Here is a 15548-nt window from a genome sequence, read left to right on the forward strand (position 1 = left end):
TTTATATCACTCGTTTAAACATTTTTTCTATTTCATAATTAGAGAAATGGATGATAATCGGCCTTCCATGGGGGCACGAGAAGGGATTTTCTGTATTTCTTAGCTGTTCAATCAATTGTTCCATTTCTGTTTTTGTCAAATATTGATTTGCTTTAATGGAAGTTTTACAAGAAAGAGTTGCAACCATTTCTTGACGTAAAACATAAAAGTCAATGACTCCCTTATCTAGTACCATTTGTATTAATTTTTCGAGAAAAATTTTTTCTTGTCCTTTTGGAATCCATAAAGGAATAGAGCGAATAAGAATCGTTTTCTTTCCAAATAATTCTAAGTTAATCCCATGTTCATTGAAATAATCTTTCTGTCTGATCAGTTCTTCAATTTCCGAAGGTGTAAAATCAAAAGTAATAGGTACTAATAATTCTTGACTCGCTTTCTTCTCTTCATTCATCAGACGTAGATTCTTCTCATAATTAATTCTCTCATGAGCAGCATGTTGATCAATTAAGAAAAGGCCATCATCATTTTGTGCAATTATATAAGTACCCATAAATTGGGCTAAGGGCTCTAGTAATGGAAGACGATTAGAAGGTTCTAATGAAGTATCTTCTTTTGGTTGTGACTGTTCATTTTTGTTATTCGTTTGTTCTCTATGAGCTTCATCTTCCATACTCATTTGATTTGGGGTTGCTAAGTAATCCTCTAAGTTAAAAAAGGTTGAGATCAATTTTTTTTCATTAACCGTTAGGTTTTCTCTTTGTTTCTGTTTCGAGTAAGAAAAATCAAAGTTCTCTTGAATGGATTTTTGTATCGTTGGTTTGTCTTGTTTGGTTTTTAACGGTTCACGGATAAAGGATTCTTTATAAAGTGCTTGATAAACAGTGAATTCAACAAATTTCAGCAGTTCTTGTTCTTTGCTAAAACGCACTTCTAGTTTTGCAGGATGAACGTTTACGTCAATTAAAGAAGGATCCAATTCAATGTTAAGTACAGTAATCGGATAACGATGAACCATTAATAAGGTTTTATACCCATCAATAATAGCCTGGGTTAAAGCATAATGTTTAATATATCTTCCATTAACGAAAATGGAGATGTGGTTCTTGTTTGCTCGAGTAAACTCTGGTTTTGATAAAAGTCCTGAAACTTTAAAATCGGGGCTTTCATTAGAGAAGGAAATCATATTTTTCGCTAGACTAGTCCCATAAATTGCTCCGATAACATGGCGAAGTTCACTGTCTCCAGTGGTTCGTAAGATAAGACGACCATTATGCGTAAGAGTAAAAGAAATCATAGGATAAGCTAAACTCAAACGATTAACAAAATCGGTAATATGTCCTAATTCGGTTTGGAGTGATTTCATATATTTTAATCTTGCAGGTGTATTATAAAAAAGGTCACGAACCGTAATCTCCGTTCCTTTCGTATAGGCAATTTCTTGTTTGTTTATGATCGATCCACCATGTAATTGTAACTCGATTCCTTTTCCATCATGGCCAGGAGATGTTTTTACAGTCAATCGAGAGACTGCGGCGATACTAGGCAGTGCTTCCCCGCGAAATCCTAGTGTTTTGATTCGAAATAAATCATTTCCTCTTTTGAGTTTACTGGTTGCATGGCGAAAAAAGGCTTTTTCAACATCTTCTTCATCCATTCCTTCCCCGTTATCTCGTACTTGAATTAGGGAGAGACCTCCTTCTTCGATGTGTATGTCGATTTTGGTACTGCCAGCATCGATACTGTTCTCAATTAATTCCTTTACAACAGAAGCTGGTCGTTCTACTACTTCTCCTGCTGCAATTTGATTAGCGATTTGGTCATCGAGTACCCTAATTTTTCCCAAAATTACTCACTTCCTTAATCGTTTTTGCAGCTCATATAGTACTTGAAACCCTTCCATTGGCGTCATATTTAATAGATCCAAAGAAAGAATCTCTTCAATGATTTCATGGTCATATGCTATCTTTTTTCTTTTTTCATTTATTTTTTGCAATGGATGTTTTTCTTCTTGGGTTGAAAACAGATCAAGTTGTATTCCTTTTACATCTCCATCTATTTTTTCTTTTTTACCTTTTGTTTCATATTCTTGCAAAATGCGTTTTGCGTTTTCAATCACTTCTTTTGGTAATCCAGCTAATTCTGCAACATGAATTCCGTAGCTACGATCAGATTTTCCTTTTTCAATCTTATGGAGGAATATCACTTTACCATCTTTCTCAATGACATTGACGTGAATGTTTTGGATTCTAGGAAATCGATCTGCTAGACTGGTTAATTCATGATAATGGGTAGAGAATAAAGTTTTGGCATGAACATGATCATGAATATATTCAATAATGGCCTGTGCTAAAGCCATACCATCATATGTAGAAGTCCCTCGACCAATTTCGTCAAGTAAGATTAGACTATTTTTCGTCGCTTGCACAATTGCTTGCTTGGTTTCAAGCATTTCTACCATAAATGTACTGTGGCCACTTGTTAAATCGTCTCCAGCACCAATTCTGGTGAAAATACGATCGATTATCGCTATATCTGCACTTTCTGCTGGGACAAAACAACCAATTTGCGCCATGATGATCGTTAACGCAATTTGTCGCATATAGGTACTTTTTCCTGCCATATTGGGGCCGGTAATCAATAATATCTGTTGACTTTCTTGATCTAATTCGACGTCATTGGGAATATATGGAGTTTCCTTTTGTACATATTCAATAACCGGATGTCTTCCTTGACGAATCTGAATTCTCCCTTTTTGATTAAACGTTGGCCTTACATAACCTTGTATCGCACTTACTTTCGCAAAGGACAAAAGAACATCAATCAGCGCAATCTGCTGTGCTAATCGTTGCAATCTGTGGTTTTGATTGGCGATTCTCTCACGAATTTCTGTGAATAAATGATATTCTAATTCTTGCATCTTTTCTTCGGCTTCTATTATTTGAGCTTCTTTTTCTTTTAGTTCTTCCGTAATATAACGTTCTCCATTGGCAAGTGTTTGTTTTCGAATATAGCGATCTGTAGGAACTTGAGCGAGGTTTGATTTCGTTACTTCTATATAATAGCCAAATACCTTATTGAATCCAACTTTTAAAGATTTAATTCCTGTTATTTCTCTTTCTTTACGTTCTAAGTCTTGGAGCCACTCTTTTCCCTCAGTTCTCGCACGATAATATTCATCAAGTTTTTGATGATACCCTCTTTTAATAATCCCCCCATCTTTTACTCCAGAAGGCGGATCGTCGACAATAGCTTGGTCAATTAAGGAATAAATGTCACCACATAAATCAAAGTCGCCCATCAATTTTAAAATAGGATCAATCTGATTTTCAAGTAAGATTTCTATTAGTTTTGGGATCTTTTCAAGGCTTTGTTTCAAAGCATATAGGTCTCTTGGTGTAGCATTGCCATAAGATATCCTTGAAACAATACGTTCCATGTCATAGATTTGTCGTAACTGTTCTTTTAGTTCATCGCGAACAAATGGATTTTCATATAAAGCCTGAACACCATCTAAACGTTCTTCAATGGCTGTTTTGGATAACAACGGTTTTTCTAGCCAACGCCGTAATAAACGACTACCCATTGATGTTTCTGTTTGGTCGAGTAACCACAGCAAGGAACCTTTTTTAGAATGATCCCTTGCTGTTTCCGTAAGCTCAAGATTACGTCTTGAAAAAGGATCGAGAATCAAGTATTGCTTTGGTTCATAAATCTGTAATTCATTAAAATAAATCAGTTTTTGCCGTTGGGTCTTTTGCAAATAATCCAATAGGATTCCTGTACTAAAGAGAATCGCTTTAGGTAATTCTTTTTGTTCTGGAAACTGATCGTATACGAGTTGAATGAAATGTTGTTCTTGTTCTTTTAATTCATTATCTAACCAAGTAAGATTGGTTTGTAAATATTGTTTCAGTGTCGGTTCTAATTCTATTAATTTTTTTGTTAGAATAATTTCAGAAGGTTGGTATGGAATTAGTTCATGAATGACACGTTCAAATTCATCCTCAATCATCGTTGCATAAAATTCGCCAGTTGAAATATCACTAATGGAAATGCCATATTGGTTTAAATGTTGTAAAAAGAAAATGGAAGCGATATAGTTATTGACTTTACTTTCTACAAGTCTATCATCCATGATCGTTCCTGGAGTGATTACGCGGGTCACTTCCCGTTTGACTACCCCTTTTGCTTGCTTAGGGTCCTCTACTTGTTCACAAATGGCAACTTTATAGCCTTTTTTAATGAGTTTATGTATATACGAGTCGGCAGAATGATAAGGAACCCCACACATTGGGATTCTCTCCTCTGTTCCACCATCTCGACCCGTTAATGTAATTTCTAAGAGCCTTGAAGCTAATTCGGCATCTTCAAAAAACATTTCGTAAAAATCACCAAGACGAAAAAATAAAAAGGCATCAGGGTATTCTGCTTTGATCTTTAAATATTGTTGGATCATTGGTGTGTAAGTAGCCATAATAAATCCCCCATCATAATGATCATATGTCAATAAATTATAACATAAGTCTTTATATTTTGGGTAATGTTGTTAACGGTGATAAGGAGGAATCTTCCAAACTTTGCGAATATCTTGATTTTCATTCCAAACATACCAATTGTCAATTAGTTTTTCTAAAGGATCTAAATAATTGAGAAAATTGTCATAGGCTTTTAATTGTTTTAATTCTTCCCATAATTTTTGTACAACAGGTTTTAAGGTTTCTTTATCTCCTTGATAATATGCTGCTTGAATTTTGCTATCAAATAAGGGATCTTGAGAAAGGTAAAGATAGTTTTCAGCGATTAATTTTGCTAAGGCAAATACTCCTTTTGTTAGGGTAGGCGAGACAATCCAGCTTGGTAATGTACGATATTCAAATCCTTTATGAAATTTTCTGCGATAATCTCCTAAAAAGCCATATTTTGGCCTTCTTTTTCTCCCTTTGGGATCTTCAAAGAGGGTCACAGTCAAAGTAAGATAATTATCTAATGCCCGTAATAAAAAAGAATTGAGGTCAACGTGACTAAAATGAATATGGCCACCGATTGGGAAACCTTCTATTGGCATGGCGCCAGCAAGCCATTCAATTCTTTTGTTTTTTATTTTTTTGCTGGCTAAGATCATTGTTTGGTAGAGATTTATGACAAGCTGTCTGGGAGAAGAACTTGGTTTTGGTCTTAGTTCCGCTAAAGGTAATTGGGTTCGGTCATGATTCGTCCATATGTCGTCGCAACCAACAATGCCTTTTTTAGGTAAAAAATGGGAAGCAAGAACCATATTCCCATTTATATCCCTTAAGATAAATTCAGGGTCAGTCCCCAATACTACTTCTTGACCTTGTGAATTGATGATCTTTTCCCATTGTATTGCGAATTGATTAAAGGCATCGGCAAATATTGTTGCCAATCGTTTATTCAATTTTGGATAAGGATTCACATGGAGAATCCATGGTTTTTCTCCTGCACTTACCCCTACAGTTACCATCGCATAATCCAAATGGAGTGAATATACAGCACGGATCGCTAATTGACTAACACGTCGTTCCTCTCGTTTTGTTGCTAAAGTTTCCACTTCAGTAAGACTAATATTATCCTTCATTTGAAAGATATTTTTGTTTAGCCAATTTAATGATTGACTTTGTTTTTGCTTAAAATAAGCAAGGATATTTTGTTGAAAAACAGCGACTTGATAAATGTGAATGTAGCGTAATTTTTTTATTTTTACTTGTTGTGTGAACTCATCGAAAAAAATTGGAGTAGAGATTCCATGGATATTGAATATTTTATATTGTTCATACTTATTATTGAGTAAGTACAAAGCTTTTTTATTAAGAAAATAAGGAATAGAATAAGCTTCTTCCACATTTCCCCATGGAATAAGTAACGTTTTATCTTGAATATCTTGATAATAAAGTGTGGATCCATGTGGTATTTTAAGTTGTTCTAGTAATGAATCTATTTTTAGATTTTTTTCGTATAAGAAAAAAGCTTTCATGTTTCTCCCCCCAATTTCTAGGGTTCATTCAAAATTATCTTATTCAAAAACATGTAAGAAGTGAAAAAAGAGAAGGAAACGAGTTCCTTCTCTCCCAAAATAAGGGGTTTTAATCTAAGTCATCGATGATAAATGGATTGAGATCTTCTATTTCATCGGAATCAATATCATCTTCTTCAATAAGAAAACCTTTTTCATCATCGCAATCCTGGCAAAGGACTACACATACTTTGGTTTCTCCAACGATCTCAACTAAGAACTCTTTTTCTACTTCAACGATCACCATATCTCCATCAGATGATAATTTAGCATCGATACAGTGCGGTGCTTGAATGGCTGTTGCGTAAACTTCAACTTTGTCTTTTGCACAATTGCTATCTAGGTAGGATAATGGAACTTTTTCGTTATAAGAAACTGTTTCTGTTGCAACCGTTGTTTTTGTATTGTTTGCGTAGGAATACCATAAGTTAATATCGTACGTACCAACTATCTCAATGACATCATCAACTTTTTCAGCTTCAAAGGTATGATTTATTGCCCAGCAACCTAAGATATTGGATGGTTGATTTGGGAGCACAATATTATGAGGCGTTTTTGAAAATTTCCGTCCTTTACCACAGACCGCTTTTGTTATGATCTCTCTACATTGTAGGTCTTTATTTGTACGGACCATATCGTACCCTCCTCAATCGATTCTCAATTAATCTTATGCAGGACGAATGTCTATGGTGAAAAAAACCCATAAAAAAAACTACAGAGTAAATCTGTAGTTTTTGGACAAATTATCATGATCAAGAGGCAGGGTCTTTGATAGTTCATTTTTTATTAATTGAATCATAGATTGGAGGTAATGATTGATCTCTTGTTGATATTGCTGATATTGATGTACCAATGGAATACTATTCAATTCAGCATTTAGGTGATCCAAAGTCTCCTCAAGTTGGTGAATATAATTAGGTTTACGAAAATGCTTTGCATTGACCAATTCCTGTTGTTTTAATTTGATCTCTGTAATTAGTTCTTGTATTCTTTTGTGACTTTTAATTTTATTCTCTGCTACTTGGTAAATTTTTATCTCTTCTTGTTCGGAGATCATCTTTGCCAGTTTTTGCGTTTGTTTTAAAATGTCTTCTTTTTTAATTGGCAACATCAAGTAACTCCTCTTGTGTAGAAACAAGTTCTCCTTTTAATGTCCATGTTTGCGGTTCAATAATTTTGACTTGTACAAACTGGCCAATTAAAGATGGATCTCCTTTAAAGTTGACAAGTTTATTGCCTCTTGTTCGACCAGATAAAACTTCTGAATTGGTTTTACTTATACCTTCAACAAGAACCTCAACGACTTGGTTTCTTAATTGTTCGTTTTTCTTGCGGCTGATCTGATTTTGTAGATCCATCAATCGTTGAAGACGTTCTTTTTTCACATCTTCTGGGATATCATCCTTCATTGAAGCTGCTGGTGTTCCTTCACGAGGAGAATAAATGAAAGTATAAGCAGAATCAAAACCTACCTCTTTTACTAAAGATAACGTATCTTGAAATTGTTCCTCTGTTTCTCCAGGGAAGCCTACAATGATATCAGTCGTTAGTACAACGTCTGGAATCGCCTTTTTAATCTTCTTTACTAATTCTAAATATTCTTCCCTTGTATATTTTCTTGCCATTTTCTTTAATATATCTGTATTACCTGATTGGAAAGGTAAATGAATATGCTCCATTAAATTTCCACGATTTGCTAACACTTCAATCAAACGATCATCAAAATCCTTTGGATGGCTAGTTGTAAAACGAATTCTAGGGATATCAATTTTACGTAGATCATCTAATAAGTCGGCAAATCCATAATCAATATCTAGATCATTACCATAAGCATTGACGTTTTGCCCTAGAAGTGTAACTTCTTTATAGCCTTGACGAGCTAATTCACGAACTTCAGCAATTATATCTTCTGGTCTACGACTACGTTCTTTACCCCGTGTATAAGGGACAATACAATACGTGCAGAACTTATCGCAACCATACATAATGTTAACCCAGGCTTTTAATCCATCCTGTCTCACTTTTGGCATATTCTCAATAATATCGCCTTCTTTTGACCATACCTCAACAACCATTTCCTTATTAAAAAGGGCATCCCTTAATAAAATAGGAAGGCGATGGATATTATGGGTACCAAAAATAAGATCAACATGTTGATAAGATTGTAAAATTTTATTTACTACTTTTTCTTCCTGTGGCATACATCCAGCTACACCTAATATGATATGGGGTTTTTCCAGTTTTAAGTGTTTTAGCCGGCCTAATTCGCCAAATACTTTATCCTCAGCGTTTTCACGGACTGCGCAAGTATTAAAAAGAATAATATCTGCTACATTTTCTTCATCAGTTGGTTGGTATCCCATGTGTTCAAGGATACCTGCCATCGTTTCAGAGTCATGAGAATTCATTTGGCAACCATAGGTGCGAATTAAATAGTATTTTCCCTTACCAATGTTGGCCATTTCCTCAGGTATAGGTTCAAAATCGATAATCTGTACAGCTTGTTTTCCACGTTTTTTTGCTTCTTGGATGTTAGGAGGAATAAAATATTTTGTATATTTATTATTAATGTCGATATTTGACATAATTATTCACCTCACTTATTTTAGACACAATGATATTATTATTTTATTTAGGAAATTAATACTAATTGTATGATATAAATACAACTTATTATTATAACAAGAATGGTTCTCATTTTAAAGGACTTATTCACAATAATAACTTCCTTTTAAAAAGGGAAAATTAAAGATATACCGGATCAAAGGGGGAATAAGCAATGCCGAATCATAATGATATCTTTAGAAATAAACGGGATTTTGCTAGAGCGGAGTTTGCAACCGAATTATACAAACCTAAAGGTCGTCCTCGACCAAGAGAAATAAAATCCCAGAAGCATCAATATGCACCCGAGCATTTTGAAGGATTAAAAGGCAAAAAAACAAGTTTTCATATGAAAATTGGTTCCCCTAATGAATCTTAGGTAGATAAAACAGCAGCCACGATGGCTGCTGTTTTATATGAGGGATTATAAGCAATCACCTTAAGCGTTTTTCTTTTCAATTGCAATTAGATAAGGAGCATGGTTTATTTGGTTGATATACTGTAATTTCATGACAGTATACTCTTTTTGGGAAAAGGATTTTAAAAATGTTTCAACGATATTTGCTTCCTGTCTTTGATCATGGCCAGTATAAACAATCAGCACAATGATCCCATCATCGGTTAATAGATGAATTAAAGCTTCAATCGCTTTAATGGTTGTTTCACCTTTCGTTACAATCGTTTTATCAGAACCAGGTAGATATCCAAGATTAAACATTGCAGCTTTTACTTTGTGCTTTACCCATTTTTTTATTTCTTCATGACTTTCTTGAATACAGTGGACTCGATCTAATAAATTTTTTTCTTTTAGACGATTTTTTGTTTTTATGATTGCTTGTTCTTGAATATCAAAACCATATACCTTTCCTGTCTCACCTACTAATTCGGCTAAAAAAACTGTATCAAAGCCATTTCCACAAGTTGCGTCAACAACGATATCCCCTTTTTTTACTCGCGTTCGAATGAGTTCTTTTCCATATTGAAGAATAGGTAAAAAAGCCATTATATTTCGATCACCTTTCCGATCATCGGCATGATCAAAGTTCCATCGATTCCCGCATATAATAATTCTTCTTCAATTTTATTCGGATCATATTCTGGGTATAAATGAGTGACAAGTAATTTTTTTGGTTTTAATTCTTGGCTTAATCTTGCAACATCATATGTTGAAAGATGTCCCATTGGTTTAGATGGGCGATCTTTTTCTAGATAAGTACATTCTAAAACTAAGAGATCCGCATGATTGACAAATGGCGCCCAATGAGTATGGATACCGGAATCTGCACCATAAACAAATGTTTTTTCGCCCGATTGGAATTTCATCGCATATGTAGGAACACCATGGTCGGTTTGTAAAAATGAGATTTCAAGATCATCCAACTGTAATTTCGTTGATTCGTTAATATGATGGGGTTCGATAAAATGTTGGAACGGAATCAGACTTGCTTCTTGTTGCGGTTCCTGCGGGAAATAAACAGGTAAAGGTTTTGTCCGACCTTTCATTACGAATTCCATTTGCATAGCATATTGAAGAACTAAAAAATCGCTCATATGATCGTGGTGTAAATGAGATATAAATACGGCTGACAATTGGCTGACTTGGATATGTTGTTGCAGTTTAGCAAGAACTCCACTTCCTACATCTATAAGATAATATTTATTGTTATGTTCCAATAAAAATCCGGGTCCACTATTATTTGCCCCTGGAAATGGCGACTGATAACCTAAAACGGTAATTTTCATGAGAAGTACCTCCTATGTAGATACATGATTTATAAGGGAATATAAAAGCCATCTCAATTTAATGAGATGGCTTTTATATTATATCGTTTTTATTCAAATTCTTTCAACAAGGAAGCAAAAACATCATCGGATAATTTTAGGTCAACATTGACTAATGGTGTTTCACTAAAATTAGGTATTAAATCTTGAAAAGATTGTCTTTCTGGATCGCGATAGATAATTCCTGTTACAAGCCCTTCATGTTCCATTACTTTTTGAACAGCCATAGAACGGTTAGTTGGATCAAAAGTTGGATCCTCGTCAAGGTTTACAATATGCTCTTTAAACCAGTCATAAGTATTCACTTTATTAAATGTAACACAAGGACTAAATACATTGATAAATGAAAATCCTTTATGTTTGATTCCTTCTTCAATAATACGAGTAAGTTGAGCAAGGTCTCCTGAAAAACCCTGAGCAACAAAAGTAGCACCAGCAGAAATCGCCAATTCTAAAGGACGAATTGGTTGTTCAATGGAACCTTTTGGCGTGCTTTTTGTTTTTGCCCCAAACATACTACGAGGTGAAGTTTGACCCTTTGTTAAACCATAAATTTGATTATCCATCACTACATAAGTAATATCGATATTTCTACGAATGGCATGGATCGTATGGTTCGTACCAATAGCGAAACCGTCTCCATCTCCACCAGCAGCCATAACCGTTAAATTTCGGTTTGCCATTTTCAATCCTTGTGCAATAGGTAATGCCCTTCCATGAATTCCATGAAAACCATAGGCATTAATATATCCTGAAATTCGACCAGAACAGCCAATCCCAGAAACAATGGCAAAATTTTCAGGTTCAAGACCTACATTTGCAGCAGCCTTTTGAATCGCAGCTTGAACAGCAAAGTCTCCACAGCCCGGACACCAATTTGGTTTTACATCGTTACGAAAGTCTTTAAATGTTGCCATTTTATATCAACCCCTTAACTCCATTGTAGATTTCTGATGGTAAGAATGGATTGCCATCATATTTTAGTAATTTTTCTATTTTTTCGCCCATGCCTACATGTAATTTTATGAGATCTGCTAATTGACCCGTTCCATTATTCTCAACAACGATTACTTTTTTAGCTTTCTCGACTAATTCTTTCAATTCATCAGCAGGGAATGGATAGACAAGACGTACATGTGCTTGATTTATTTTTAATCCATCCTTCTCTAAGCGACCAATTGCTTCGGTTATAACTCCTTGGGTTGATCCAATTCCAACAATTAATAGATCCGCTTCATCATGTGGAGTTTGTTTTAGAACAGGATGATTGAATGTAATGTTTTTAATTTTATTTAAACGTTTTTCCATCATCTTCTTACGAATAGCAGGTGCCTCTGAAGGACGGCCTGTTTCTGCGTGTTCAACACCGGTTACATGATGGATTCCATATTTTTGTCCAGGAATGACTCGTGGAGAAATTCCATCTTCAGTGAATTCATAACGTTTAAACATACCTTCAATTGCTGGTAATTCTTGATTACCTAAGAATTTACCCCTATCGATTTCAATTCTATGATAATCAAGAGGTTCTACTGTTTGTTTACCCATTCCCAATGAAAGATCAGTCAGAACAATAACAGGGCATTGATATTTTTCAGCTAAATTGAATGCTTCAGCTGTATCATAGAAAGCGTCTTCAACGGAGTTAGGAGCAATTACGATTTTTGGTATCTCACCATGTGCACCATGAATCGCTGCGTTAAAATCACTTTGTTCATTTTTTGTTGGTAATCCTGTACTTGGGCCCCCACGTTGAACATCGACGATGACAAGTGGAGTCTCAGTGATTCCTGCTAAACCTATTGCTTCTTGCATAAGTGATAAACCAGGACCAGAAGTAGAGGTCATTGTACGAATTCCACCATAAGAAGCCCCAATAACCGTTGTAACAGCTGCAATTTCATCTTCGGTTTGAATAACAGTTCCACCTAGTTCTGGTAATTTTTTAATAAGATACTCCATAATTTCGGAAGCTGGAGTAATTGGATAAGCAGCCATAAAACGAACTCCTGCTGCAATCGCACCCAAAGCTACAGCCTCATTTCCAGTCATAAACAGGCGTTTTTTTCCATCCGCTTTGGCTAATACAAAATCATCTAAACTGCCCTTTGCTTCATTTCGAATATATTCAGCACCTTGACGAATTGCTTCAATGTTCTTATTGACAACTTCTTGTCCTTTTTTGCCAAACATTTCTTCCACGATTTCTTTAAATGAGTCGATTGGAAGATCCAAAATTGCACTCGTTACACCCACAGCAACCATATTTTTCATCAACGATGTTCCTAGATTCTGAGCAATTTCAGTAATAGGAACAGAGAAGAAACGAACATTCTCTTTTTTTACTTGCGGATTAAATTTAGAGTCTGCAATGATGATGCCAGCTTCTCGTAATTCCTCGCTATTTAGATCAATGGTTTCCTGATCAAAAGCAATTAAAATATCTAAATCATCAGAAATTGCCCTTACAGGTTTTGTTGTTACACGAATCTTATAGTTTGTATGTCCGCCTTTAATCCTAGATGAAAAATGCCGATATCCATAAAGATAATAACCAAGTCGATTTAATGCCGTAGCAAAAATTTCACCAGTACTATCAATACCTTCCCCTTGTTGTCCGCCAACTTTCCACGAAAGTTGATTTAACATTTTCTCCACCCCTTTAAAAATGGTAAAAATGATAGATTGAATAATGATTTCTCTTTTCCCCGTCACCTCACAATTACTATCACTAAAACTTCCCTAAGTTTATGTCTAATTTGGAAAAAAATCAAACCGCTTACAATTGGGAATTTTCTATTAAACTATAAAAGAATATAATTTTTTACTTATTATCTGAAAACAGCTAGTATTTTCTCACTATTTTAAAGAATTTTTACTGATTTTACCGAATACATTTAAAAGTCAGAATATAACAAATTAACGAAGAACTTTTTTATAATAACGTAACCAATTTTCTTTTAATATCCCTTCTACATGTTTTTGATCAAAATGTTTCAATAAAGCGTTGACTAGGTTATCCAATTTTCCAGCGTTTTCTAAACCTTTGATCGGGATAGCGCCATCAAAGTCGGAACCTAATCCAATTTGTTCAATTCCGCCTAATGTTGCGATATGGTCAATATGTAAGAGAAGATCATCAATCGTAGGTTCTTTTTTTGTCGATGTAAATTCTCGCACAAAGGTAACGCCAATCATACCACCTTGTTTAATAATTGCTTTTATTTGCCCGTCTGTTAAATTTCGCGGATGGTTACACACTTTTTTCGTGTTCGAATGAGAAGCAAGAATGGGTTTTTCACTTCGTTCAATCACATCCCAAAATCCTCTTTCTGATAGATGAGAAACATCAATCATCATTCCAAGACGATTCATTTCTTTTACAACTTCTTGACCAAAGCTTGTTAATCCTCCTCCTCTTTGTTCCATGACACCATCTGCCACTTCATTTGCTTGATTCCATGTAAGTCCCATTGCCCTAACACCTAAACGATAAAAGGTTCTTAGTTTTGCTAAATCCCCTTCTATAACCTCTGCACCTTCAATCGACAGCAGAGCAACTTTCTTGCCTTGACCTATAAAGGTTTCAATCTCTTGATATGTTGTAGCAAGTTTCAAATGATTTTTCTGTCTAATGATCATCTGATAGAAATCATCAATCGATTGAATTGCGACTTTAAATTTTGACGTTTTTATTGACGGCGGAATATAAATAGCAAAAACTTGTAGATCAACTTTTCCTTTTATCATATTGGGATAATTCACATGCAATCTTGAATCTTTATTATAAAAAGAAATACTTCGATCATTTAATAATTTCCATAAAACATCACAATGGGCATCAATAATCATCTTATCACTCCGAAAATATGATTTTAAACCATAGCGAAAAAACCTGTCTTCCTTAAAGGAAAACAGGTTTAAAAATCCAGCCCTATCGAGGTTCAACAATTAATTTAATTGCAGTTCTTTCTTCGCCATCAATCACAATATCTGTGAAAGCAGGAATACAGATAAGGTCAACACCACTAGGCGCTACGAAACCTCGCGCGATTGCTACTGCTTTGACAGCTTGATTCAGTGCACCTGCACCTATCGCTTGTATCTCAGCGGCACCACGCTCACGCAGCACTCCAGCTAGTGCACCTGCAACAGCATTGGGACTAGATTTTGCTGAAACTTTTAATACCTCCATGGATTGAAACCTCCTTGTACGACAACATTATGAGTTAAACCATTAGTAATATATATTCGCTGTCTTTTAAAAAAATTCCTGCTGTTAAAAAGAAAATATCATAAAATTTAGAACAAAAAATATTTCAAATTAGATTATCTACAATCGTTTTTTCTTGGTTAAGAAAAATACGTTCAATATGTTTTGCTTTTCCTGAAGCCAAATCAATATCAATAATAACAGCATTTAATTGCCATCTTCCCGATTTATCAACCTCAAATCTTTGAGGCATAGAAGTAATAAATTTTTCGATCACTTCTTCCTTTTTCATTCCTAAAATCCCATCATAAGGACCTACCATTCCTACATCGGTAATATAGGCAGTCCCTTTTGGTAAAATTCGTTCATCTGCTGTTTGAACATGGGTATGTGTTCCTATTACAGCACTTACTTTCCCATCTAAAAACCAACCCATTGCTTGCTTTTCTGAAGTTGCTTCGGCATGAAAGTCAATAAGAATATTGGATGTTTCTTTTCTAACACTCTCCAAAATTTCTTCCGCTTTTTTAAAAGGGCAATCAATAGCTGGCAGAAATGTACGTCCTTGTAAATTAATAATCGCTAATTTATGAGTATTAAAATTAATGATGGTATAGCCTTTTCCAGGAGTACCACTCGGATAATTGGCTGGACGAATAAGATTGGGAAAATTGCCAATAAATTGATAGACATCTTTTTGATCCCAAGTATGATTTCCCATCGTAATCACTTGAATACCAAGATTCATCAATTCTTTTAATATTTTTTCTGTAATTCCCCTACCACCTGCAGCATTTTCTCCATTTGCAACAATAATCTGTGGTCGATATTTTTGTTTGATTTTACCAATATTTTCTTGTATTGCCCTGCGACCTGGAGAGCCAACAATATCACCAAAAAAAAGAATTCTCAAAAAGT

General features: G+C 34.9%; 14 protein-coding genes. 1 reads left to right on the forward strand and 13 read right to left on the reverse strand.

Translation table 11 applies throughout. From position 1 onward, the window contains the following. Position 1: 1 nt before the first annotated feature. From mutL to miaB, 6 genes are all read right to left on the reverse strand, one after another. On the reverse strand, positions 2–1843 hold the full coding sequence (gene mutL, locus ACMW72_RS00425) for a DNA mismatch repair endonuclease MutL (RefSeq protein WP_418366861.1): 1842 nt from the start codon (positions 1841–1843) through the stop codon (positions 2–4). 6 nt (positions 1844–1849) lie between these two features. Beyond that, positions 1850–4474, reverse strand: a complete 2625-nt coding sequence (gene mutS, locus ACMW72_RS00430) for a DNA mismatch repair protein MutS (RefSeq protein WP_418366862.1) — start codon at positions 4472–4474, stop codon at positions 1850–1852. 72 nt (positions 4475–4546) lie between these two features. After that, positions 4547–5992, reverse strand: coding sequence for a putative amidoligase domain-containing protein (locus ACMW72_RS00435; protein WP_418366863.1), 1446 nt, complete (start codon positions 5990–5992; stop codon positions 4547–4549). Between the two features lie 109 nt (positions 5993–6101). Further along, positions 6102–6665: an outer spore coat protein CotE gene (cotE, locus tag ACMW72_RS00440; protein ID WP_418366864.1), complete on the reverse strand. Its 564-nt coding sequence runs from the start codon at positions 6663–6665 to the stop codon at positions 6102–6104. A gap of 78 nt (positions 6666–6743) precedes the next feature. Beyond that, on the reverse strand, positions 6744–7142 hold the full coding sequence (locus tag ACMW72_RS00445; protein WP_418366865.1) for a YlbF family regulator: 399 nt from the start codon (positions 7140–7142) through the stop codon (positions 6744–6746). Continuing rightward, on the reverse strand, positions 7129–8616 hold the full coding sequence (gene miaB / locus ACMW72_RS00450) for a tRNA (N6-isopentenyl adenosine(37)-C2)-methylthiotransferase MiaB (RefSeq protein WP_418366866.1): 1488 nt from the start codon (positions 8614–8616) through the stop codon (positions 7129–7131). Before miaB ends, ACMW72_RS00445 begins: the two co-directional genes overlap by 14 nt. Before the next feature lie 194 nt (positions 8617–8810). On the opposite strand from miaB, the gene ACMW72_RS00455 reads away from it, so the two are divergent. Beyond that, positions 8811–9014 carry a hypothetical protein gene (locus tag ACMW72_RS00455; protein WP_418366867.1) on the forward strand — a complete coding sequence of 68 codons (204 nt, stop codon included), beginning with the start codon at positions 8811–8813 and terminating at the stop codon, positions 9012–9014. A gap of 60 nt (positions 9015–9074) precedes the next feature. Here ACMW72_RS00455 and ACMW72_RS00460 read toward each other — a convergent pair whose 3' ends face one another. The 7 genes from ACMW72_RS00460 to ACMW72_RS00490 form a co-directional block, all read right to left on the reverse strand. After that, positions 9075–9638: a class I SAM-dependent methyltransferase gene (locus tag ACMW72_RS00460; RefSeq protein WP_418366868.1), complete on the reverse strand. Its 564-nt coding sequence runs from the start codon at positions 9636–9638 to the stop codon at positions 9075–9077. Then, positions 9638–10378: an MBL fold metallo-hydrolase gene (locus tag ACMW72_RS00465; protein WP_418366869.1), complete on the reverse strand. Its 741-nt coding sequence runs from the start codon at positions 10376–10378 to the stop codon at positions 9638–9640. The genes ACMW72_RS00460 and ACMW72_RS00465 overlap by 1 nt, the downstream gene beginning before the upstream one ends. Positions 10379–10467: 89 nt before the next feature. After that, the gene (locus ACMW72_RS00470; protein WP_418366870.1) at positions 10468–11334 is read right to left on the reverse strand and encodes a 2-oxoacid:ferredoxin oxidoreductase subunit beta; all 867 of its coding nucleotides are present in this window, start codon (positions 11332–11334) and stop codon (positions 10468–10470) included. Between the two features lies 1 nt (position 11335). Continuing rightward, positions 11336–13066 (reverse strand): 2-oxoacid:acceptor oxidoreductase subunit alpha, encoded by a 1731-nt coding sequence (locus ACMW72_RS00475; RefSeq protein ID WP_418366871.1) that lies wholly within the window; start codon positions 13064–13066, stop codon positions 11336–11338. Positions 13067–13336: 270 nt separating this feature from the next. Continuing rightward, positions 13337–14269, reverse strand: a complete 933-nt coding sequence (locus tag ACMW72_RS00480; protein WP_418366872.1) for a dipeptidase — start codon at positions 14267–14269, stop codon at positions 13337–13339. 82 nt (positions 14270–14351) lie between these two features. Then, positions 14352–14612 carry a stage V sporulation protein SpoVS gene (gene spoVS / locus ACMW72_RS00485; RefSeq protein ID WP_132768455.1) on the reverse strand — a complete coding sequence of 87 codons (261 nt, stop codon included), beginning with the start codon at positions 14610–14612 and terminating at the stop codon, positions 14352–14354. A 124-nt stretch (positions 14613–14736) separates the two neighbouring features. Beyond that, on the reverse strand, positions 14737–15543 hold the full coding sequence (locus ACMW72_RS00490) for a TIGR00282 family metallophosphoesterase (protein WP_418366873.1): 807 nt from the start codon (positions 15541–15543) through the stop codon (positions 14737–14739). Positions 15544–15548: the final 5 nt, after the last annotated feature.

Origin of the sequence: Tepidibacillus sp. LV47 (assembly GCF_048381575.1) — a bacterium.
Lineage (GTDB): Bacteria > Bacillota > Bacilli > Tepidibacillales > Tepidibacillaceae > Tepidibacillus.